We start from the raw sequence: 20,379 nt of genomic DNA, 5'->3' as shown, positions 1-20,379 counted from the left end.
ACGGCGCCATCTCTCTGAAAGGCTCGTCATGAGCACCAAACTGTACGTGGGCAACCTGCCCTATTCCGCCGACGATAGCTCGTTGCGCAACAACTTTGCCGAATTCGGCGACGTGGCCTCCGCCAAGGTCATGATGGACCGCGACAGCGGCCGTTCCAAGGGCTTCGGCTTCGTGGAAATGGGCACTGCCGAGCAGGCAGAAGCCGCCATCAAGGGTCTGAACGGCATGTCCGTCGGCGGCCGCAACATCGTCGTCAACGTGTCGCGCCCGAAAGAGTCGACCGGCGGTGGCTACGGCGACCGTGGTGGACGCGGCGGCTACTAAGCCCTCACGCTCCTCGCAAAGAAGCCGGCCCTCTGGGCCGGTTTTTTTTCGCCTGGTCAACGTGTCGTGTGGCGGGCCAACTGGCGAGCAAGGCCGCCGATCTAATCCCGGATGTGCAGACGAGCCAGCCAGGCCGACGGAATGCCTTGCACGCCGTAGTAAGCCCCCGCGACTTGCCCGACGATGGCGGCCGTGGTGTCGGCATCGTCACCCAGGTTAGCGGCGCGCAGCACGGCTGCCTCGAAGCTTTCGGTCTGGTGAAAACACCAGAGCGCCGCTTCAAGCGAGTCGACCGCGTATCCGCTGCCACGAATATCCGCCTCGGTCTTGTCCAGGTAGTCCCCACGAGCCAGCGCCGCAACCTTGGGTGACGGCAGAGCGAGCGCATCGGCCTGGAGCATTTCCTGTTTGCTGGCGCCGTCCAGGGCGCGAGAAATCACGTGCGCCAGCAGACGGCTGCAGTCGATCGCCTCGGGGGCGGCATGGGTGGTGCGGGTCGAGTCAACCGCGAAGGTCTGCACCCTGGCCACATCTGGATGGAAAAACAACACCACAGGCGTCAACCGCATCAACGCGCCGTTGCCCGCGGTGTCGGGTTCCTCCGAACCGGAAAACGGTTCCCGCGTGGACTCGAAGCGGTACAGCGCAGCGCGCACTGTGTTACCGATGTCGAAGCAGCTGCCCATGGCACTGAGATAACCCCAGCGCCACCAGTTGAGGTAGCGCCCCATCTGATCGGCAGCGTCGAACCCCTGGCACGCGAGCAGGCTTTCGGCCAAGCACAACGCCATGGAGGTGTCGTCGGTCCACTGTCCGGGGCGCAGCCCGAAGGGGCCGCCGCCGACCATGTCGGTCAACGGCCGGAAGCTGCCACGGGGGCTGAACTCGACGGTGGTGCCGACGGCGTCGCCGCAGGCAAGGCCGATCAAAGAGCCTTCGCAACGTTCCAGAAAGGTAGGGGTCATGGGGTCTCCCGATGGTGGGTGATGGCGGGTGCATCCAGGTTGACCAGCGCCGCGCGCACCTGGTCCACACGCTCGGGCACGCTGCCGCGCACGCGCAGCACCGTGTCGCGGCGCGTCGCCAGCTGATGTTCGTACCAGGCTTGCTGGGTGGTGCGGAAGTCGGCGGGCTGGCGGGTGCCGTCCTGCACGAAGTCGATGTCTGCGTCGCACAGCACGACCAGGTCGTACGGCCGCTGCGCCAGGGCCTGCAGGGCTTCGGGCTGGGCACCGAACATCCAGCCGGCGTAGCCCAGGGTGGTGAGGGGCGAGGTGTCGCAGAACAGCAGGCCGTTGGCGTGCGCGAGCGCGGCCTCTTCGCGTTCGACCTGGATGCGGCCGATGTCCAGCAGGTCTTGCAGGGTGAGCTGGCCATCCCGCTCGACCCAGCGTTCGCGGCCGTACTCAGGCACCCAGGCGGTCTGAAATGCCTCGGCCAGCGCCCGGGCCAGCGTGGTCTTGCCGCTGGATTCGCCCCCCAGCAGCACGACGCAGCGCACGAAGCTGCGGTAGACCTCCGGGTGCAGGTGTTCGCGGTGCGCGTGCGGGTCGCGCCGGATCTGGGTGGCGCTGACGGGGTTGGTGCGCCGCTGCGGGTCCACACACACGGGCGTGACCACGCGCCCCCACAGGCGGCCCAGGCGCTCGCAGGTCGGGAAGACGTAGGCCTCGCTGGCGAACATCGCGTCGGGGCGCAGCGCCAGCGGGCCGTCGAGCAGCCAGGCGAACCAGTCCTGCTGCTCGGCGTCGGGCGCGGTGTTGGGGGGCATGGGGCGCCACGCGATGGCACGTTCGGCGCAGCGCGCGCGCACGGTGGCGTCGTCCACCTGCAGGTTGAGGACCCGCGGGAACCGCCGCGCCACCCAGGCCTCACGCTGCAGACGGCCACAACCGGGAAATTCGGGCTGGCTGTAGCCCACCACGGCCACCTGTTCACAGGCCGCCAGCGCCTGGGCGATGAGGTGTTCGTGCCCGCGGTGCAAGGGTGAGAACTTGCCCACCACCAGCCCGAGCCGGTGGCGTGGTGCCGGGGCCGTCATGCGGGCTGGGCGGACGGTTGTTCTGCCACCGCCACCTTGGCCTGGCGGCCCCAGTGCCACCAGCCGTGCCAGGCGTTGAGCCAGAACAGCGCGTAGAGACCGGCCGTGACGTCGAGCCCGCGGTTGAGGTACAGCGGCACCGACAGGGTGTTGACCACGATCCAGAACAGCCAGGTTTCGCGCCGGCCCTGCATGAGCAGCACCTGGGCCACCACGCTGGTGGTGAGCACGGCGGAGTCCCAGAAGGGCGCGAAGGCGTCGGTCCAGTGCAGCAGCAGGGCGCCGTAGGCCAGGGTGACCGCCACGCCGCCGCCGAGCAGCAGGGCCCAGTGCGCGGGGCGCAGCGGGGCGCGCGCGGCCGTTGCAGTCGCCCCCGTGGTGGCCTGCGCGGCGCGCCGCCATTGCCACCAGCCGATGGCGCTGGTGGCAACGAAGAAGGCTTGCAGCGTGGCGTCGGCGTAGAGCTGGGTGGACGCGAACAGCGCACCGTACAGCAGGCAGCCGACGATGCCGGTGGGCCAGGTGGCGATGTGGCGGCGCGCGGCCAGCCAGACGGACAGGGCGGTGGTGGCGGTGGCCGCCCATTCGAGCAGGGTGAGGTGGTCGGGAAGGTTCATAGCGGTGGGCGGGGGTCAGGCGGTCAGCCCGAGGAAGCTGTCGAGGATGTGGAAGTGGTCGTCGTGGAAGCGGTCTTCCATGCCGGCCAGGTCGCCAATGGGCACCCACTGCGCCGAGCGCGCGTCGTCGCTGCCCTGCACTTCGGGCAGGGGCCGCTCGCCCAGGTCGAAGTGGTGGGCGTGGGTGATAACGCGGCCGCGCGCGCTGCGGTCGGGGTGGTCGAACACACGCACGCCCTTGAGCGCGTGGGCGATGTCACCGGGCAGCAGGTGCAGGCCGGTTTCTTCGTGCAGCTCGCGCAGGGCCGACTGGTAGACCGTCTCGCGCGGCTCCAGAAAGCCCCCGGGCAGGGCATGCAGCCCCTGCCCGGGCGCGCGGCCGCGCACGATCAGCAGCACGCGGTCGGCGCACTGGATCAGCGCGTCCACCGTGACGAACACCGGCGCGTACGGCGCGCCGGCCCAGAGGGCCTTTTCGGCACGCAGGCTGGCCCATTCGGCCGCCAGCGCGGTGTAACAGGGCAGCTGTGCCCAGGCGCGCAGGAAGTGGACGGTCGAGGGCGGCACCTGGCTGACCAGGGCCGCGAGCGCGGGCTCCAGCGGGTGACCGGCGGCGCTGAAGAGTGCGTCGCGCACGGCGCTCGAATGCAGTTCCCCTTGCCGCCCGACGTCGTCGAACATCCAGCCGGGGAAGTCATCGAGGTAGGTGCTGGTGGCGTCCTTGTGGTGGCCGACCAGCACGGTCTGGCCCGGCGGCAGGGCGCCGACCTGCGCCTGCACCCCGGCACGCACGGCGTCCACCCAGCGCTGGCTGTCGTAGTGGTCACGCACCGGCACAAAGGCCACGCGGGTCGCCTCGTCGGCGCTCAGCGCCAGGCGGATCATTTCGACCCGCTCGACCCAGGTGAAGGGGTTCTTGGCGCTGCGCGCCTGGAAGGCCGAGCCGATGACGACCACCACGCGGGGCGCCAGTGCGAGGGCGCGGCGGATGACGGCGAGCTGGCCCAGGTGCAGGCCCTGGAAGCGGCCGATGCAGACGGCGGCGGTGAAGTTCGTGGGGGTGTTCATGGTGTTCAGAAATGTTGGGCGGCGATCGGCATCTGGCGGCCGGAGCCGAAGGCGCGGGCGCGCACGCGGATGACGGGCGGGGCCTGGCGGCGCTTGTATTCGCTGCGGGCCACCAGACGGCGCACGCGCTCGACCAGCGCCGCGCCCTCGGGCTGCTGCACGAGTTGGGTCACGAAGGCGTCCACCTCGGCACGTTCCTCGCGCGCCAGGCCGTGGCCTTCGATCAGGTGCTTTAGCACCTCGTCGAGCACCTCGTAGGGCGGCAGGCTGTCGGTGTCCTTCTGGTCGGGCGCGAGCTCGGCCGACGGGGGCTTGTCGATGATGGCCTGCGGGATCAGCTCGCGGCCGGCGGCGTCGTTGAGGTGGCGGGCCAGCGCGAACACCTCGGTCTTGTAGAGGTCACCGATCAGGCCCAGGCCACCGTTGGTGTCGCCGTACAGCGTGCAGTAGCCGACCGACATTTCCGACTTGTTGCCGGTGGTCAGCAGCAGGTGGCCCCAGGTGTTGGAGTGCTCCATGAGGATGGTGCCGCGGATGCGCGCCTGCAGGTTCTCCAGCGCCAGGCCCTCCAGGGGCGCGCCGAAGCCCGCCTCGAACCCCGCGCGGTAGGCCTGCACCAGGTCGGCGATGGGGTGGCGGTGCAGGCGCACGCCCAGCGCGTCGCACAAGGCCTGCGAGTCGTCCACCGAACCGGCTGACGAGTACACCGAGGGCATGGTGATGGCGGCCACACGGTCCGGCCCGAAGGCCTCCACCGCCAGCGCGAGGGTGATGGCCGAGTCGATGCCGCCGGACGACCCCACCACAGCCTGCGTGAAGCCACATCGGCGCGCGTAGTCGCGCAGACCCAGCACGATCTGCTGGCGGTAGAAGGCCAGGGTCGGCAGGCCCGCCGCGGGCACGGCGGGCAGTGGCTCGCCGCGCGCGCCGCGAAAGCCGCTGGCCTCGAAGCGCAGCGTGGTCACGTCTTCGACGAAACGCTTCGCCTCGAACACCACACCCGTCTTGGGCTCCACCGCAAAGGAGGCGCCGTCGTAGACCAGCTGGTCGTGGCCGCCGATCTGGTTGACGTAGAGGATGGGCAGGCCGTGGCGGCGGCTGGCGGCGCCGAACACCTGGTGGCGCTGCTCGCGTTTGCCGATGTTGGAGGGGCTGGCGTTGATCGAGACCACCAGGTCGGGCGCGGCGTCGCGCAGGCGCTCGAACGGGTTGACGGCGTAGCCGCTGCTGTCGTCGTTCCAGCCGTCTTCGCAGATCAGAAAACCCACCTGCGCGGTGCCGATGCGCAGCACCTTGGCCACGTCGGGGCCGGGCTCGAAGTGGCGCCGTTCGTTGAAGATGTTGTAGGTGGGCAGCAGCTGCTTGGCGTATTCGAGCAGCACCTCGCCGGCCTTGACCACGCGCAGCACGTTGCGCAGCGGCTTGCCCGGCCCGGCATGCAGCGCCGGCATGCCGATCACCCAGTGCAGCGCGGGCATCTGGCTCGAGGCCTGCAACAGGGCTTCGAAGCCAGCGTCCACGCGCGCCCTGAAGTGCGGTTCGTCCAGCAGGTCGCCGGGGTAGTAGCCGGTGAGCGAGAGTTCGGAGAAGACGACCAGCTCGGCGCCGTCGTCGCGGGCGCGCAGGGCGGCCGCCACCATCTTGCGCACGTTGCCGTCCATGTCGCCCACGGTGACGTTGAGCTGGGCCAGGGTGATGGTGATCATGCGGCCTCCGCGGGCACGTTGAAGACCTGGCGCAGGTAGGCCAGGAAGGTGGCGTCGTCGCAGAGGGTCTTGCCGGGCGAGTCGGACAGCTTGGCCACCGGCTGGCCGTTGGCGCTGGTGAGCTTCATGACGATGTTCAGCGGCGTGAGGCCGACGTCGTTGGTCAGGTGGGTGCCGATGCCAAAGCCCAGCTGGGTGCGGTCGCCCAGCGCGCGGTAGAGGCCGATGGCCTTTTCCACCGTCAGCCCGTCGGAGAACACCAGGCGCTTGGTGTGCGGGTCGATGCGCAGCTTCGCGTAGTGGGCCAGGGCCTTGTCGGCCCAGACCAGCGGGTCGCCCGAGTCGTGGCGCAGGCCGTCGAACAGCTTGGCGAAATACAGGTCGAAGTCGGCGAGGAAGGCGTCCATGCCGACCACGTCGGTCAGCGCGATGCCCAGGTCGCCGCGGTACTCCTGCACCCAGTCTTCGAGTGCGGCCTTTTGCGAATCGCGCAGGCGCACGCCCAGCGCCTGGTAGGTCTGCAGGTACTCGTGCGCCATGGTGCCGATGGGCACCAGGCCCAGGTCGACCGCCAGCCGCACGTTGGACGTGCCCTTGAACACCTGGGGCAGGCGCGTGCTGAAGGCCTGCACCACCTCGCGCTGCCAGGGGCGAGAGAAGCGGCGGCGCACGCCGAAATCGAACAGCTCGAAGGGGTGGCGCAGGGCCGGCTGCTGCGCAAAGGTCTCGATGGCCGCGATCTTGGCTTCCAGCCGACGGCGACCTTCGGCCAGGGCCGCAGCGCGGTCGAAGCGGCGGAAGTACAGCTCGTTGACGATGGCCAGCACGAAGATCTCGAAGGCCATGACGTGCACCTGCGGCCCCCGCGCGACGATGCGCAGCTGGTCGCCGTCGGCACTGGCCTCAATGAAGCGGCGCTGGAAGCGGAAGATGCGCAGGAAGTCGACGAAGTCGCTCTTGATGTAGCGCAGGCCGCCGAGGTAGCGCAGCTCGTCCTCGGTGAAACAGAGCGCGCACAGGGCGTCGATTTCGGCATTGACCTCGCCCAGCAGGTCCGTCAGGGGGAAGGCGGGCTGGTTGCGGCAGACGAAGCGGTATTCCGCCTGCGTCTGCGGGTGGCGGTGCAGCATGGTCTGCCACATCGTGAACTTGTAGAGGTCGGTGTCCAGCAGGCTGGTGATGACGGGTTCCATGGTGGCTCCGGGTTCAGGCGTCGGCCTGAAGAAGGGAAAGGACGTCGGCGCAGGTGGCCAGGCGCGCGCCCTGGCGCTGCAGGTCGGCCAGGAAGGCCTGGGCTTGCGCCTCGAAACCGCTGACCGGACTCATCGCGTCGGTGACCAGCACCAGCTTGTCCAGTCGGCGCGAGGGCAGGTGCTGCGCCAGGTGTTCGACGGTGGCCTTGACGCAGTGGCTGCTGGCCTCGCCCGCGATGACGATGCGGTCGGCCTGGTCGAGGCTGGCGATCAGCGCGGTGTTGAGCTGCGTGTCGGCGTCGCTCGGGTCGGGCACCTCGGCCTGCATCGCGCTGTAGTGCTCGGTCCAGGGGTTTTCGCCCTTGGTGACTTTCTGCACCACCGCAAGGCGTCGTTCTTCCCAGCGGTTGTAGGCGGCCTTGACGGCGGCGTGCACGTTGTGGCCCCAGCTGCCGATTTCGCAGTGCACCGGCCAGACCATCAGCGTGTAGCGACCGGCCTGTTCGAGCGCGTCGAGGTAGGCGAGCGTGCGCGGCAGGGCGGCAGCGTCGCGCGGCCGGTAGGCGCCCGCGCGCACCTGGGTGGCGGTGATGGGGGTGAACGGATTCACGCCCCTGCCTTCGCCGGTCTGCCAGAAGGTGGGGTGGGCGATGTCGACACGCTGGTGCGAATCGAGCGTGACCACGATGCGGTCGAGGGCGTCGCCGGCGGCGTCGATCAGCGCGGCCAGGCGCAGCATGTCGGCGTGGGCACCGGGCACCGGCAGGGCGGGCGCCGCGGTGGCGCCGCGCAGCGGATCGGTGGCACGCCAGCCCTCGGGCAGGTCGCAGAAGTCGTTCTGCGGGTCGATGATCAACAGGGTGCTGCGGCTGTTCATGGTGTCCTCCTGGGTCGATGGTAGGTGAAGCGCCGGGCTTCATCCGCCCAATAAGTTGCACTGTACAACTTACACGGGTTGTATAGTACAACTTACATCCGGAGTGTCAAGCCATGTCCCCCACGCGTGCGGTTTTCAGAAATGTGGACTTCGAGCGGCCGCTGGTGACGGTCGACGTGGTCATCTTCAGCGTCATCGACGAACAGCTGTGCGTGCTGCTGGTGCGCCGGCCCGACGACGAGGGCGAACCCTTCCCCGGGCGCTGGGCCCTGCCCGGTGGTTTCGTGGATGTGCAGCAGGACGCCTCGCTGCTGGCCTGTGCCCAGCGCAAGCTGCTGGCCAAGACCGGCGTGGCCTCGCCCTACCTGGAGCAGCTGGGCAGCTGGGGCGACGCCCGGCGCGACCCGCGCGGCTGGTCCAGCACCCACGCCTACTTCGCGCTGGTCCCCCAGCCCGCCCGCCAGGCCGCGGGCAGCACGCCCACCGAATGGCTGCCCTGCGACCAGGCGCTGCGCCGGCGCCTGGCCTTCGACCACAACACCCTGCTCGCCGCCGCCATTGAGCGCCTGCGCAGCAAGGTCGAATACACCTCGCTGCCGGCCTTCCTGCTGCCCGAACCGTTCACGCTGCCGCAGCTGCAGCGGGTGTACGAGGTGGTGCTGGGACGGGTGCTGGACAAGAGCGCGTTCCGCAAGCGCATGCTGGACGCGAACTACCTGGAAGAGGCGGGCCCGCTCACGGGCGACCAGGGCCGCCCGGCCATGGGCTACCGGCTGCGCGAGCGCGAGCACGCCACCGTGTTCCCGCGCAGCTTCAAGTCGGGGGAGTGATCTTCAGCCGCGCACCGCGCGGTCCAGCGCCTGGTCGATGTCCCAGAGGATGTCGTCGATGTGCTCCAGGCCGACCGAGATGCGCACCATGTCCGGCGGCACACCGGCCGCCAGCTGCTGCGCTTCGTCGAGCTGGCGGTGGGTGGTGCTGGCGGGGTGGCTGATCAGGGTGCGCGTGTCGCCGATGTTGACCAGGTGGCTCATGAACTGCGCGCTTTCGATGAACTTCACGCCCGCGGCCATGCCGCCGTTGACGCCCCCGGCCGCGTTTCGCGGCCGCACCCCAAATGCCAGCAGACCCGAGGCGCCGCGCATCTGCTGTTTCATGAGCGCGTGCTGAGGGTGGTCGCTCAGGCCGGGGTAGTTCACCCAGCCCACGCGCGGGTCGTCTTTCAAATACTGCGCTACCGCCAGCGCATTGGCGCAATGGCGCTCCATGCGCAGCGGCAGCGTTTCCACACCCTGCAGGATCTGCCAGGCGCTGGTGGGCGCGAGCGCCGCACCGAACACGCGCAGGCCTTCCATGCGGCAACGCATGGTGAAGCCGAAGTTGCCGAAGGTCTCGTAGAACTTCACCCCGTGGTAACCGGGTGAGGGCTCGGTCATGCCGGGGAACTTGCCGTTGTCCCACGGGAAGCCTCCGCTCTCGACCACCACGCCGCCGAGCGTCGTGCCATGACCCGCGAGGTACTTGGTGGCGCTGTGCACCACGATGTCGGCGCCGAACCGGATGGGATTGCAGAGGAAGGGGCTGGGCACGGTGTTGTCCACCACCAGCGGCAGGCCGTGCGCGTGGGCCACGTCGGCGATCGCGGCAATGTCGAGCACCACCATGCTGGGGTTGCCCAGGGTCTCGGCAAACAGCGCGCGGGTGTTGGGGCGGATGGCGGCGGCGAAGGCCTCGGGGTCGCTCGCGTCCACGAACGTGGTCTCGATGCCGAACTTCTTCAGGTTGACCGCGAGCATGGTGACGCTGCCGCCGTAGAGCGCGCCGGCCGCGACCACGTGGTCACCGGCCTGCAGCAGCGTGGTCAGCGCCAGCGCCTCGGCCGCCATGCCGCTGGCCGTGGCCACCGCGGCGCGCCCGCCTTCGAGCGCGGCGACGCGCTCTTCCAGCGCCGCCACTGTGGGGTTGGACAGGCGGGAATAGACGTTGCCGAAGGTCTGCAGGTTGAACAGGCTGGCCGCGTGCTCGGCGCTGTCGAACACGAAGCTGGTGGTCTGGTAGATCGGCAGGGCGCGCGCGCCGGTGGCGGCGTCGGGGATCTGGCCGGCGTGGATGGCGAGGGTCTCGGGCTGGAAGTTGCGGTCGGCCATGGGGTCAGCCCTGCTTCGGCCGCTGGGCCGAGATCACTTTGGTGTTGACGCCGGCCCAGTTCAGGCCGCCGAACAGGCGCGCGTGTTCGATCTTCACGCAGCGGTCCCAGACCGAGTCCAGGCCCGCCTCGGTCGCGATGCGGTCGGCGGCCTCGCTCATCAGGCCCAGCTGCTGCCACAGCGTCCTGGCGCCGATGGCAGCCGCGCTTTGGGCGATGGCCGGAATCTCCTCGACCTTGCGGAACACGTCGACCATGTCGACCGGAAAGGGAATGTTCTCCAGCCGCGCGTAGCTCTTCTCACCCAGGATCTCGGGGTAGCGCGGGTTGACCGGCACGATGCGGTAGCCGCGCTCCTGCATGTACTTGGCGGCGAAGTAGCTGGGGCGGTGCCATTCGGCCGAGAGGCCGACCACGGCGATGGTGCGGTCGCGCGCGAGGATGCGGCGCAGGGTGGGGATGTCGTCTTGCATGCCCTCCACAATACCGCCATGGCGACCGAACGCAAGGCATTGCCTGTCATCGACAAGACCCGCTGCACCGGCTGTGGCTGGTGCGTGGCCGTGTGCCCGCCGCACGTGCTGTCGCTGGAGGTCGAACACTGGAAGAAGTTCTCGCACCTGCACGACGAACCCGGCTGCACCGGTTGCGCCAAGTGCGCGGTGAAGTGCCCGTTCGACGCGATCGCGATGGTGCGCGGCGGCGCGACAACTTAGTCGTCGCCCAGGTCCTTGCCGTGGTTGCTGCGCCAGATCGCGCGCAGCAGGAAGAGCGCACCGAGGAAGGCGCTGGCAAAGCCGATGAAGCCGAAGGCCGGCAGGCCGAACAGGGTCGGCCCGCCCTGCACGGTCATCACGATGGACGAGCCGACGATCAGCGCCGCGATCAGCAGCGCCATCGCCAGCCGGTTGGCCGCGCGGTCGATCTGGTCGCCCACGCGCTTGAGGTGGGCGATGTCGATGCCCACGTGCACCTTGCCGCGGCGCGCGTTGCGCAGCAGCCGCGTGACATCGTCGGGCAGTTGCTCGGCCACCGACAGCGCGCGCCGCAGCGTCTTCCAGGCGCGCGTGGCCATGGCCCTGGGCCGGTAGCGCGCCCGCACCACCTGCTTGAGCAGCGGCAGCGCCTCGCCGGTCATGTGGAACGCCGGATCGAGGCCGCGCCCCATGCCTTCGAGCGTGATGAAGGCCTTGATCAGCAGCGCCAGGTCGGACGGCAGGCCCAGCTGGTGGCCGCGCAGGATCGCCGTCACATCGCCCAGCATCTGGCCCAGGTTGAGATCGGCCAGCGGCGCGCCGTGGTACTGGTCGACGAAAGTCTCGATCTCGGTTTCCAGCGACGAGAGGTTGGCGCCGTGCGCGTCGCCGGCCCAGTCCAGCAGCACATCGGCCACCGTCTGCGGATCGCGCTCGACCAGCCCCATCAGCAGCTGCAGCAGCTCCTCGCGCCGGCGCGCCGAGAGCCGACCGACCATGCCGAAGTCGATGAAGGCGATGCGGTTTTCCGGCAGGTAGAACACGTTGCCCGGGTGCGGGTCGGCATGGAACAGGCCGTCCTGCACGATCTGCTTGAGCACCGCCTGGGCGCCGCGGCGCGCCAGCAGGGTGCGGTCCAGGCCCTGTCCGTCGAGTTCCGCCAGGTCGTGCCCGGCGATGCCCGCCACGAAGTCCTGCACGTTCACCCGCGCGTGCGTGTAGTCCCAGTGCACCCGCGGCACCACGATCCAGGGCAGGTCGGCCATGTTGGCGGCGATGCGCTCGGCGCTGCGGCACTCGCTGGCCAGGTCGAGCTCGCGGCGCAGCGACTGCGCCAGTTCACGCACCAGCTGCTGCGGCCGGTAGGGCTTGAGCGCCGGCAGCTCGGCCTCGGCCACCGCCGCGAGGCGACCCAGCAGGCGCAGGTCGGCCTCGATGATGCGATCGATGCCGGGCCGGCGGATCTTGACCACCACCTCGGTGCCATCGTGCAATTGCGCGCGGTGCACCTGCGCGATCGAGGCTGCCGCCAGGGGCTCGGTGTCGAAGCGGGCGAACACCGCCTCGGGCTCACCGCCCAGGTCTTCGCGCAGCTGAGGCCGCAGTTCGTCCAGCGGCAGGGCGGGCACATTGCTGTGCAGCTTCTCGAACTCGGCGATGTACTCCGGCGGGAACAGGTCGGCGCGGCCCGCGAGGATCTGGCCGAGCTTGACGAAGGTCGGACCCAGCTCCTCCAGCGCCAGCCGCAGCTGCACCGGCGGCTCCAGCCGCGCGAGATCGGCGGCGTGGTCCCACCGCAGCGCATGGCCAGCGCGCTCCAGCCGGTCCGCCAGGCCCAGCCGGCGCACGCTGTCGCCAAAGCCGTGACGGATGAGCACACCCAGAATCTGGTTGAGACGGCCCATGTCGCGGGCCGAACCCAGGGTTTCGATCAGCATCCGGCCATCATAGGCCGGGCGAAAGCCGCACGCACCAACGCCTGGCTCCTTGCTGGGACAGCTCGGCGCGCACCGGCAGGAAACGCTCGATCACCGCCAGGTTGGTCCGCAGGTGCTCCGTCACCTCGCTGCAGGTATAGACCATCGCACGGCCGCTGTGTTGCACCGCCAGCGCCGCGGGCAGAGCCAGCTGATCGGCCAGATGGGCGCCCACCGCACCCGTACCCGACTGGTACGCCCGGACCTCGGAAAGCAGCCGCTTGGCCACCTGCTCCGAACTGACCGACTTTTCGCCGAAACTGGTGAACACCTCGGTCACATGCTCGTGGGCGAGCGTCGCCATGAGCGCGTTGCCCGGGCCCTCGTTCTGCCGCACATTGGGCACGCGCAGCTGCTCCGGCGACCAGCCCATCGCTTCGCCAATCAACGCCAGTTCCCGCTCGGCCACCCGGCGTGGCACGGCCGCGACCAGCGACTCGGCGAACGATTCCACCTGCGCCCCGCGTTCAAGCAGATCGAACGGACGCAACCCGCCTGCAGGCGGCTCGATGCTCGCCCACAGCTCGCCACCCCCCGCCGGATAGAAGCCATGGCGCCGCAGCGATGCGCCCACCTTCACCCCCAAACGGGCCAGCAACGGCAGGAACGAGCGCTCGATGAAATGGAAGTTGGGCGCCAGCGGGTTGTGCGTGCCGCCCGACAGCGTGAGCCGACTCGGCGCATCGGCCAGCATCAATGCCGGCAGCACCGTCTGCAGCACCAGCAGGCAGCTGCCCGCCGAGCCAATGGCGAAGCTGTGTTCACCGGGCCGCAGGGCACCGGGCTCGAACACCAGCGTCTGCGAACCGAGCTCGGCACCACTCACCTGCGCGCCGCTCACCGCCTGCGCGGCCAGCACACAGGCCAGGTGCTGGCGCATCAGGCCGGGCTTGGGTCGCCTGGCGCGGATGCGCTCGATGGTCACAGGCTGACCCGTGACCATCGAGAGCGACAGGCTGGTGCGCAGGATCTGGCCACCGCCTTCGCCGGTGGAGCCGTCGATGGTCAGCATGCCGGCTCCTGGCGAGTGCCCGGATCAAACCGGAGCACCGTGTCAAACAGCATCGCATCCAGCGGCACAGCGCCTTTCGTCGGCAGGGCCTGCACCGGCTCCTCCGCGTTGCGCGCCAGTTCGGACTCGATGAACGCATGAATGCCTGGCCAGCGCGGGCTGGTCGCGGCTTCACCGGCACGCATCTTCACGGCCAACAGTGCGTTGATCTCGGCGATCAGCGCGGCGTCGGTGGTGGTGTCCAGCGTGTGCTGCGCCAGTTCGGCGAAACGCATCGGCGGCACACCCGGCTGCGAGCGGATCCAGCGCGCGGCCAGCAGCGGTCGCAGCACATAGAGGTACTTCTTGTAGCGCACCTCATCGGCCTGCAGATGCTCGCGAAAGTTCTTCTTCGCCATGGAGGCGTAGTGGTGCCAGCCCTTGGCGTTGGAGAACATCTGTTCGGCCAGCGCGCGGAACCGCGCCATGACCTCGGCGTCTTCTCGGTAGACGATCGGCGAGAGCAGCCATTCCAGCAACGTCGGGTTGGACTCGCGCAACAGACCCAGCGCCTTGCGCAGGTCCCAGCCGTTGATGTCCAGATCGCCGCTGATCGGCAGCTCAATCACGTCGCGCCCTGGCGACACCGTGAGGTACCACGGCAGGCGGTTCACGTAGATGAAGCGCACGTCATAGTCGCTGTCGGGCGAGGCAAATCCCCAGCCCCGGCTGCCGGATTCGCAGGCGAACAGGACGGTGACGTTGTGCTGCGCTTCGATGCCCCGCAGGTGGTCCATGACCTGCTCGCGCATGGCGGGGTCAATGGGGTGGGCGGAGTGGAGAAATTCTTGTTGTTCCGACATGGTTGGTTCCTTGTTCATCTATCCCTTCACACACAGCACCTGCTTGAGCGTGTACACCACCTCCACCAGGTCCTTCTGCGCCTCCATCACCGCGTCGATGTCCTTGTAGGCCATCGGGATCTCGTCGATCACGGCTTCGTCCTTGCGGCACTCCACGCCTTCGGTCGCCTTGATCTGGTCCTCGACGGTGAACATCTTCTTCGCCTTGGTGCGGCTCATCACGCGGCCCGCACCATGGCTGCAGCTCTCGAAGCTCTCGGGGTTGCCGAGGCCGCGCACGATGTAGCTCCGCGCCCCCATGCTCCCGGGGATGATGCCCAGCTCGCCCTTCTTCGCGCTCACCGCGCCCTTGCGGGTCACGAAGACGTCTTCACCGAAGTGCGTTTCCTTCTGCACGTAGTTGTGGTGGCAGTTCACCGCCTCGACGTGCGTCTCGAACGGCTTGGTGATCACCTGGCGCACGGTGGCGACCAGGTTCTTCATCATCACCTCGCGGTTCAGGCGAGCGAACTTCTGCGCCCATCCCACACCACGCACGTAGTCGCCGAAGTACTGCGAACCTTCCTCGAAGTACGCCAGGTCCTGATCCGGCAGGTGGACGTTGTTGCGCTCGGCGTCTTTCTTCGCGAGTTCGATGAAGGTGGTGCCGATGGCATTCCCCACCCCGCGCGAACCCGAGTGCAGCATGAACCAGACGGCGCCGGCTTCGTCGAGGCAGACCTCGATGAAGTGGTTGCCCGTTCCGAGCGTTCCCAGGTGCTTGTGGTTGTTGGTGTTCTTCAGGCGCGGGTAATGCTCGCAGATCGCGTCGAACTCGTCCTTGAGCGTCGCCCAGGCCTGGTCCACCAGCGAAGGCGGGTTCTCCCAAGTGCCCTTGTCGCGCCCGGCACGCTGGCGGATCGGCGTCATGCCGTGTGGCACGGCCTTCTCGATCGCCGAACGCAGCGGCCCCAGGTTATCGGGCAGGTCTTCGGCACGCAGCGTGGTCTTGCAGGCCATCATTCCGCAACCGATGTCCACGCCGACCGCGGCAGGGATGATGGCCTTGAAGGTCGGCACCACCGAGCCCACGGTGGCGCCGATCCCCAGGTGCACGTCGGGCATGGCCGCGATGTGCTTGAACACGATGGGCAGGCGCGCGGTGTTGGCCAGCTGCTGCTTCGCCTCGTCTTCGACAGGCACGCCGCGGGTCCACATCTTGATGGGCACGCCGCCTTCGGGTTGTTCGGTGTTGTAGTTCATGTCTTCATATTCCTTGATGGGCGCTGGCACGATCTTCGTTGCCCGCGATTCAGTCTTTTCTACCAGCCACGGATTCAACGCAGCTTCACCAGTCCGTTGAGCACTTGGTCCAGGCCACCGACCACCGAAATCTTGTCGATGCGTTCGGCCACGCGTTCCAGCGTCTCCAGTTCCTTCATCCGCAGCGCCACGGGGTTGTCCTCCATCACCTTGGCGGTGTTGAGCAGCGAGCGGGTCGCCGCCGTTTCCTCACGACGGCGGATCACGTTGGCTTGCGCCTGTTTCTCCGCCTGCACCACCTGGGTCAGGATGGTCTTCATCTCGCCGGGCAGCACGATGTCCTTCACACCCACGCTCTCCATGGCAATGCCATAGAGGGCCAGCTTGGGCGACATGAAGGCGCTCACCACGTCGTCGATCACCGTCTTGTTCTCCAGCAGTTCGTCCAGCGTGCGGGTTCCCACCGCTGCGCGCAGCGCGAACTGCAGCTCGCGGTACAGGTAGTCGGCGGGCTTCTGCAGTTGTGCATAGGCACGCTGCACGTCGATGTAGCGGTAAGTCGCGCTCAGGTTCAAGCGCAGGCCCACCTTGTCGCGGGTCATGATGTCCTGGCCCGACACCTCCACCGCCTGCAGACGCAGGTCCACCAGCTCGACGGCGATGGTGCGGCCGTACTTCCAGAAGGCGTACGCACCCGCGGCCAGCAGCCGGTCGACCTTGCCGTCGATGCTCAGCAGCGCGCTCGTACCTTCGGGCACCTGCACCTGCAGCACACCTTCCAGCCCGGTCACCGCACGCTGGCGCAGCTGGGTCTGGGTCAGGCGCGCCACCAGCGCGGCGGGCAGCTCGGCACCGGCCAGCAGATCAACCACCAGCACCGTCACTTCCACCAGCCCCTTCCAGAACAGGCGGCGCGTACCGGGCGGAAGGATCTCCACCAGCACACCGTTTTCGCTTCGCAGGCCGACTTCGTGTTCGGTCAGTTCCACGCGCACGAACTCGGCCGCCACCACCGCAGGCTCCTGCGCCATCAGGTAGTCGGCCAGGGCGTGGCGAAACACGGGCTGGTCGAGCGCAAATTTCTCCACGCGCAGCTGGTCCAGACCGGCAAACAGCCAGTGCGTACCGGCGCCGAGCACGCGCTCGAAATCGCCGTTGCGCAGCAGCAGGGCGCGTTCGCTTTTCTTCACCGTGATTCGTTCGATCTTCATCATTTTCTTTTCCTCGTTGATTCGTTCTTGTTGACAGCCATCGGGGTGCCGTTACAGCGGTGACGGGGTTCCAGGGGGCACCGCCTCGGGCCTCGCAGTGCGCCTGGTGTGCGGCCCCGAAGGACTGCCGCGGGCTGGCTGCGGGCGCGGGCGGTGCCCGGGTCTGGCACTGGCCGCCACCGGCTGACGGGGTGTGGGCTTCGGGCTGCGTCGCAACCGGTGTTCCCTCGCCCCGCGTTCGGCGGGTGGTCTTTCGACCGCTTCTTCTTCAAAGGCTCCAGCCTTTCGGCCGGAGCGCTGGACAGGAATCGAACCTGCGTCAGGTCTCTTTCAAGACTGCTCTACCTCTGAGCTACCAGTGGTGGTCTGCCTGGGGTCGAACCAGGCACGCCCTTGCGGGGTGGTCACCACGACCAGACCGTTACCCGACGTTTGCGCCGTGCGGCATGCAGGGCACCGACAGAACCCCAAGGTTCCGGACTTCCTGCACCGGCAGGGCGGACGTTCGTCCCAACCCTGGCCTGTGAGCGTTCGACGCTGGCGTCTGGTGAACATTCCTTTGCCAGATGCGTGCCAGCCCGCACCAAAGACGCTTTGTCGCCAATACATCTTTGATTTCAAAAGGATTTCCCTCTTTTCCACATCGAGATTGCACAATAGACAATCGATCAATCGCGCCACAAAGCTAGCGAAATAGAATTTGAGCTATGACCCTCAAAACCGTCGTCATTGGATTCCTCGGCACCCAGCTCGACAGCGGGCGCGGCGCGGGGCGCTGGGAGAAGTGGCGACCCACGGTCTCGCTGGTGCAGCACGAGGACACGCAGGTGCACCGACTGGAGCTGCTCTACACCCTGCCGCACCAGGCACTGGCCGACCAGCTGAAGCAGGACATCGAAACCGCCTCGCCCGACACCGAGGTGCGGCTGGTGCCGCTGGAGATGGCCGACCCCTGGGACTTCGGCGAGGTCTACGGCGTGCTCTACGACTGGGTGAAGCAGTACCCCTTCCAGCCCGAGCAGGAGCGCTACTGGACGCACATCACCACCGGCACGCACGTGGCGCAGATCTGCATGTTCCTGCTCACGGAAGCGCGCCACATTCCCGGCGTGCTGCTGCAGACCTCGCCGCCGCGCAAGCAGCGAGCGGGCAGCCCGGGCAGCTATGCGCTGATCGACCTCGACCTGTCGCGCTACGACACGCTCGCACAGCGCTTCGAGCAAGCGCAACGCGATGCGCTCGACTTTCTCAAGAGCGGCATCGCCACCCGCAACCCGCACTTCAACGCGCTGATCGAAGAGATCGAGCGCGTGGCGCTGCGCTCGAAGGCCCCGATCCTGCTGACCGGGCCGACCGGTGCGGGCAAGTCGCACCTGGCGCGGCGCATGTTTGAGTTGAAGAAGTCGCGCCACCAGGTGGCGGGTGACTTCGTCGAGGTGAACTGCGCCACGCTGCAGGGCGAGGGCGCGGCGTCCACGCTGTTCGGCCACAAGAAGGGCGCGTTCACCGGCGCCGTGAGCGACCGCGCCGGCCTGCTGCGCACGGCGCACGGAGGGGTGCTGTTTCTCGACGAGATCGGCGAGCTCGGGCTGGACGAACAGGCCATGCTGCTCAAGGCGGTGGAAGAGAAGCGCTTCTACCCCATGGGCAGCGACCGCGAGGTGAGCAGCGACTTCCAGCTCATCGCGGGCACCAACCGCGACCTGCGGCTGGACGTGCGCGAATGGCGTTTTCGCGAGGACCTGTACGCTCGGATCAACCTGTGGTCGTACACGCTGCCGGGACTGGCGCAGCGGCCCGAGGACATCGAACCCAATGTGGACCACCTGGTGACGCGCTGCGCCGCCGAGCTGGGCCGCGCGGTGCGCTTCAACGCCGAGGCCAAGGCACTCTATCTGCGTTTCGCGCAGTCGCCCGAGGCGCTGTGGAGCGGCAACTTCCGCGACCTGGCCGCCAGCGTGACGCGGCTGTGCACGCTGGCCGTGGGCGGGCGCATCGCGGCGCCGCTGGTGGAGGCCGAGTTGCAGCGCCTGCGCTGGCTCTGGCAGATGAACCAGGCAGACGGCAACCCGGCCGCCTCCGAGACGGTGGACCTGTCCGGCGTGATGAGCGCCGAGGCCCTGGACCAGCTCGACCTGTTCGACCGCCTGCAGCTGTCGGCCGTGGTGCAGGTGTGCCGCGCCTCGCGCACGCTGTCGGAGGCCGGCCGCACGCTGTTCCACCGCTCGCGCACCCAGCGCACCGTGGTCAACGACGCGGACCGGCTGCGCAAGTACCTGCAGAAGCATGGCCTGCGCTGGGACGACGTGTCGCGCTGAGCGGTGCCGCCGCCGGGGGTGGTGTGCATATACCCGATCCGCCGCCCGCCCGCTGAGGCCGCGTTACATGGGCGTTCCTGCTTCGTCTTTCCGCACAGGCGACATCGCGCTTTGTTGCACTGCGGCATGATCGTGCCATGTGCCTGCATGGTGCGGGCATTCCCCCTTCCGGAGAACTGCATGAGCGACCTGTCGCAACCCCAAGCCCCCGTCCTGCTGGACAAACTGCAATGGCGTTACGCCACCAAGAAGATGGACCCGGCCAAGGCCGTGCCGCAGGACAAGGTGGAGCGCATTCTCGAAGCCGCGCGCCTGGCACCGACCTCCAGCGGCCTGCAGCCCTACGAGATCTTCGTCATCACCAGCAAGGCCGTGCGCGAGCAGATCCAGCCGATCGCCTGGAACCAGGCGCAGATCACCGATGGTTCGCACCTGCTGGTGTTCGCCGCCTGGGACAACTACACGGCCGAGCGCATCAACCACATGTTCGACCTGGTGAACACCGAGCGCGGCTTCACCAACGAGGGCTGGGAAAACTACCGCCAGATGCTGCTCAAGACCTATCCCCCGCGCGATGCCGAGGTGAACTTCAACCACGCGGCCCGCCAGGCCTACATCGGCCTGAGCGCCGCACTGATCGCCGCCGCCTTTGAAGAAGTCGACGCGACACCGATGGAAGGTTTCGACCCGGCCAAGCTGGACGAGATCCTGAAGCTGCGCGAGCGCGGCCTGCGCAGCGTCGCCATCGTGCCGCTGGGCTACCGCGCCGCCGAGGGCGACTGGCTGGTGAACCTCAAGAAGGTGCGCCGCGCGCGCGACCAGTTCGTCACCGAGGTGAAGTGATCCCCGACCGCAGCCGCTACTGCCCGACCGCCTGACGGGCCAGTTTGAGAAAGCGGTTGCGGTCTGTGTCGCTGAGCGACTGCAGGATGTCGTCCTGCAGGTTGCGCACGACCGGCACCAGCGCCTTGAACGTGCGCTGGCCATCGGCGGTCAGCGACAGCTCGCGCGCCCGGCGGTCGCGCTCGCTGACGACGCGGGCCACCCAACCCTTCTGCTCCAGCCGCTCGATGACGCCGCCGATGGTCGCGCGGTCGTAGGCGATCAGTTCGGCCACCGTGGCCTGGTCCGTGCCCGGGTGGTTGTGGATCGCGTCGAGCGCCGCGAACTGGATCGGCGTCAGGTCAAAGCCCGCCGCCTGCGTGCGCTGGACGAACACCTGGGTCGACTGCTGGTGCAGGCGACGGATCAGGTGTCCCGCCATGTCGAGTGAGTCCATCCGCGCGCTCCGTTGTTCAAATGATTGATAAGTATACGTACCGTATTGAC

At 68.2% G+C, this 20,379-nt stretch carries 20 protein-coding genes; 5 read left to right on the top strand and 15 right to left on the bottom strand.

Going from position 1 to position 20,379, the window contains the following annotated elements:
* The first annotated feature begins 28 nt into the window (after nt 1-28).
* A complete protein-coding gene (gene rbp / locus ACS5NL_RS00860; protein ID WP_439351674.1) occupies nt 29-325 on the top strand; it encodes an RNA-binding regulator in 297 nt (98 codons plus the stop codon).
* Nucleotides 326-426: 101 nt separating this feature from the next.
* On the opposite strand, the gene ACS5NL_RS00855 is transcribed toward rbp, so the two are convergent.
* Genes ACS5NL_RS00855 through ACS5NL_RS00825 form a run of 7 tightly spaced genes read right to left on the bottom strand, consistent with a single transcriptional unit; the run spans nt 427 to nt 7,827 of the window.
* The gene (locus ACS5NL_RS00855) at nt 427-1,290 is read right to left on the bottom strand and encodes an ADP-ribosylglycohydrolase family protein (protein ID WP_439351673.1); all 864 of its coding nucleotides are present in this window, start codon (nt 1,288-1,290) and stop codon (nt 427-429) included.
* Entirely contained in the window at nt 1,287-2,366 is a 1,080-nt protein-coding gene (locus ACS5NL_RS00850) for an AAA family ATPase (protein ID WP_439351672.1), read from the bottom strand. Before ACS5NL_RS00850 ends, ACS5NL_RS00855 begins: the two co-directional genes overlap by 4 nt.
* Nucleotides 2,363-2,983: a nicotinamide riboside transporter PnuC gene (pnuC, locus tag ACS5NL_RS00845; protein ID WP_439351671.1), complete on the bottom strand. Its 621-nt coding sequence runs from the start codon at nt 2,981-2,983 to the stop codon at nt 2,363-2,365. Before pnuC ends, ACS5NL_RS00850 begins: the two co-directional genes overlap by 4 nt.
* A gap of 15 nt (nt 2,984-2,998) precedes the next feature.
* Nucleotides 2,999-4,051, bottom strand: coding sequence for a bifunctional nicotinamide-nucleotide adenylyltransferase/Nudix hydroxylase (locus ACS5NL_RS00840; protein WP_439351670.1), 1,053 nt, complete (start codon nt 4,049-4,051; stop codon nt 2,999-3,001).
* Between the two features lie 5 nt (nt 4,052-4,056).
* Nucleotides 4,057-5,757: an NAD+ synthase gene (locus tag ACS5NL_RS00835; RefSeq protein ID WP_439351669.1), complete on the bottom strand. Its 1,701-nt coding sequence runs from the start codon at nt 5,755-5,757 to the stop codon at nt 4,057-4,059.
* Entirely contained in the window at nt 5,754-6,950 is a 1,197-nt protein-coding gene (pncB, locus tag ACS5NL_RS00830) for a nicotinate phosphoribosyltransferase (protein ID WP_439351668.1), read from the bottom strand. The genes ACS5NL_RS00835 and pncB overlap by 4 nt, the downstream gene beginning before the upstream one ends.
* Nucleotides 6,951-6,963: 13 nt before the next feature.
* Nucleotides 6,964-7,827 carry a cysteine hydrolase family protein gene (locus ACS5NL_RS00825; RefSeq protein WP_439351667.1) on the bottom strand — a complete coding sequence of 288 codons (864 nt, stop codon included), beginning with the start codon at nt 7,825-7,827 and terminating at the stop codon, nt 6,964-6,966.
* 113 nt (nt 7,828-7,940) lie between these two features.
* Here ACS5NL_RS00825 and ACS5NL_RS00820 point away from each other — a divergent pair, with 113 nt between their 5' ends.
* Complete coding sequence (locus tag ACS5NL_RS00820) at nt 7,941-8,657, top strand: NUDIX hydrolase (RefSeq protein ID WP_439351666.1); 717 nt, start codon at nt 7,941-7,943, stop codon at nt 8,655-8,657.
* Nucleotides 8,658-8,660: 3 nt separating this feature from the next.
* On the opposite strand, the gene ACS5NL_RS00815 is transcribed toward ACS5NL_RS00820, so the two are convergent.
* Nucleotides 8,661-9,974: an O-acetylhomoserine aminocarboxypropyltransferase/cysteine synthase family protein gene (locus ACS5NL_RS00815; RefSeq protein ID WP_439351665.1), complete on the bottom strand. Its 1,314-nt coding sequence runs from the start codon at nt 9,972-9,974 to the stop codon at nt 8,661-8,663.
* Nucleotides 9,975-9,978: 4 nt separating this feature from the next.
* Entirely contained in the window at nt 9,979-10,446 is a 468-nt protein-coding gene (locus ACS5NL_RS00810) for a CoA-binding protein (protein WP_439351664.1), read from the bottom strand.
* 18 nt (nt 10,447-10,464) lie between these two features.
* On the opposite strand from ACS5NL_RS00810, the gene ACS5NL_RS00805 reads away from it, so the two are divergent.
* On the top strand, nt 10,465-10,689 hold the full coding sequence (locus ACS5NL_RS00805) for a 4Fe-4S binding protein (protein ID WP_439351663.1): 225 nt from the start codon (nt 10,465-10,467) through the stop codon (nt 10,687-10,689).
* Here ACS5NL_RS00805 and ACS5NL_RS00800 read toward each other — a convergent pair.
* From ACS5NL_RS00800 to ACS5NL_RS00780, 5 genes are all read right to left on the bottom strand, one after another.
* A complete protein-coding gene (locus ACS5NL_RS00800; RefSeq protein ID WP_439351662.1) occupies nt 10,686-12,386 on the bottom strand; it encodes an ABC1 kinase family protein in 1,701 nt (566 codons plus the stop codon). The genes ACS5NL_RS00805 and ACS5NL_RS00800 overlap by 4 nt on opposite strands.
* Before the next feature lie 7 nt (nt 12,387-12,393).
* Entirely contained in the window at nt 12,394-13,437 is a 1,044-nt protein-coding gene (rtcA, locus tag ACS5NL_RS00795; protein WP_439351661.1) for an RNA 3'-terminal phosphate cyclase, read from the bottom strand.
* Nucleotides 13,431-14,279, bottom strand: a complete 849-nt coding sequence (locus ACS5NL_RS00790) for a nucleotidyltransferase domain-containing protein (protein WP_439351660.1) — start codon at nt 14,277-14,279, stop codon at nt 13,431-13,433. Before ACS5NL_RS00790 ends, rtcA begins: the two co-directional genes overlap by 7 nt.
* An 18-nt stretch (nt 14,280-14,297) precedes the next feature.
* Nucleotides 14,298-15,521 carry an RtcB family protein gene (locus ACS5NL_RS00785; RefSeq protein ID WP_439351659.1) on the bottom strand — a complete coding sequence of 408 codons (1,224 nt, stop codon included), beginning with the start codon at nt 15,519-15,521 and terminating at the stop codon, nt 14,298-14,300.
* Nucleotides 15,522-15,595: 74 nt separating this feature from the next.
* Nucleotides 15,596-16,735 carry a slipin family protein gene (locus ACS5NL_RS00780; protein WP_439351658.1) on the bottom strand — a complete coding sequence of 380 codons (1,140 nt, stop codon included), beginning with the start codon at nt 16,733-16,735 and terminating at the stop codon, nt 15,596-15,598.
* A gap of 704 nt (nt 16,736-17,439) precedes the next feature.
* Between ACS5NL_RS00780 and rtcR the strand changes: the two genes are divergently transcribed.
* On the top strand, nt 17,440-19,050 hold the full coding sequence (gene rtcR / locus ACS5NL_RS00775; protein ID WP_439351657.1) for an RNA repair transcriptional activator RtcR: 1,611 nt from the start codon (nt 17,440-17,442) through the stop codon (nt 19,048-19,050).
* A gap of 180 nt (nt 19,051-19,230) precedes the next feature.
* Nucleotides 19,231-19,893 carry an NAD(P)H-dependent oxidoreductase gene (locus ACS5NL_RS00770; protein WP_439351656.1) on the top strand — a complete coding sequence of 221 codons (663 nt, stop codon included), beginning with the start codon at nt 19,231-19,233 and terminating at the stop codon, nt 19,891-19,893.
* Nucleotides 19,894-19,909: 16 nt separating this feature from the next.
* Here the strand turns inward: ACS5NL_RS00770 and ACS5NL_RS00765 are convergent, their stop codons facing one another.
* Nucleotides 19,910-20,329 (bottom strand): MarR family winged helix-turn-helix transcriptional regulator, encoded by a 420-nt coding sequence (locus tag ACS5NL_RS00765; protein WP_439351655.1) that lies wholly within the window; start codon nt 20,327-20,329, stop codon nt 19,910-19,912.
* Between the last annotated feature and the right edge of the window lie 50 nt (nt 20,330-20,379).

The organism is Hydrogenophaga sedimenti (genome assembly GCF_051857515.1).
GTDB lineage: Bacteria > Pseudomonadota > Gammaproteobacteria > Burkholderiales > Burkholderiaceae_C > Hydrogenophaga.
Note: the sequence above shows the minus strand (reverse complement) of the source record. Positions and strands in the feature narration are given on the sequence as shown.

Excerpts from the sequence above, each read along its gene's own strand:
- rbp (WP_439351674.1), top strand. The coding sequence starts at position 29 with ATGAGCACCAAACTGTACGTGGGCAACCTGCCCTATTCCGCCGACGAT.
- ACS5NL_RS00855 (WP_439351673.1), bottom strand. The coding sequence starts at position 1,290 with ATGACCCCTACCTTTCTGGAACGTTGCGAAGGCTCTTTGATCGGCCTT.
- ACS5NL_RS00850 (WP_439351672.1), bottom strand. The coding sequence starts at position 2,366 with ATGACGGCCCCGGCACCACGCCACCGGCTCGGGCTGGTGGTGGGCAAG.
- pnuC (WP_439351671.1), bottom strand. The coding sequence starts at position 2,983 with ATGAACCTTCCCGACCACCTCACCCTGCTCGAATGGGCGGCCACCGCC.
- ACS5NL_RS00840 (WP_439351670.1), bottom strand. The coding sequence starts at position 4,051 with ATGAACACCCCCACGAACTTCACCGCCGCCGTCTGCATCGGCCGCTTC.
- ACS5NL_RS00835 (WP_439351669.1), bottom strand. The coding sequence starts at position 5,757 with ATGATCACCATCACCCTGGCCCAGCTCAACGTCACCGTGGGCGACATG.
- pncB (WP_439351668.1), bottom strand. The coding sequence starts at position 6,950 with ATGGAACCCGTCATCACCAGCCTGCTGGACACCGACCTCTACAAGTTC.
- ACS5NL_RS00825 (WP_439351667.1), bottom strand. The coding sequence starts at position 7,827 with ATGAACAGCCGCAGCACCCTGTTGATCATCGACCCGCAGAACGACTTC.
- ACS5NL_RS00820 (WP_439351666.1), top strand. The coding sequence starts at position 7,941 with ATGTCCCCCACGCGTGCGGTTTTCAGAAATGTGGACTTCGAGCGGCCG.
- ACS5NL_RS00815 (WP_439351665.1), bottom strand. The coding sequence starts at position 9,974 with ATGGCCGACCGCAACTTCCAGCCCGAGACCCTCGCCATCCACGCCGGC.
- ACS5NL_RS00810 (WP_439351664.1), bottom strand. The coding sequence starts at position 10,446 with ATGCAAGACGACATCCCCACCCTGCGCCGCATCCTCGCGCGCGACCGC.
- ACS5NL_RS00805 (WP_439351663.1), top strand. The coding sequence starts at position 10,465 with ATGGCGACCGAACGCAAGGCATTGCCTGTCATCGACAAGACCCGCTGC.
- ACS5NL_RS00800 (WP_439351662.1), bottom strand. The coding sequence starts at position 12,386 with ATGCTGATCGAAACCCTGGGTTCGGCCCGCGACATGGGCCGTCTCAAC.
- rtcA (WP_439351661.1), bottom strand. The coding sequence starts at position 13,437 with ATGCTGACCATCGACGGCTCCACCGGCGAAGGCGGTGGCCAGATCCTG.
- ACS5NL_RS00790 (WP_439351660.1), bottom strand. The coding sequence starts at position 14,279 with ATGTCGGAACAACAAGAATTTCTCCACTCCGCCCACCCCATTGACCCC.
- ACS5NL_RS00785 (WP_439351659.1), bottom strand. The coding sequence starts at position 15,521 with ATGAACTACAACACCGAACAACCCGAAGGCGGCGTGCCCATCAAGATG.
- ACS5NL_RS00780 (WP_439351658.1), bottom strand. The coding sequence starts at position 16,735 with ATGATGAAGATCGAACGAATCACGGTGAAGAAAAGCGAACGCGCCCTG.
- rtcR (WP_439351657.1), top strand. The coding sequence starts at position 17,440 with ATGACCCTCAAAACCGTCGTCATTGGATTCCTCGGCACCCAGCTCGAC.
- ACS5NL_RS00770 (WP_439351656.1), top strand. The coding sequence starts at position 19,231 with ATGAGCGACCTGTCGCAACCCCAAGCCCCCGTCCTGCTGGACAAACTG.
- ACS5NL_RS00765 (WP_439351655.1), bottom strand. The coding sequence starts at position 20,329 with ATGGACTCACTCGACATGGCGGGACACCTGATCCGTCGCCTGCACCAG.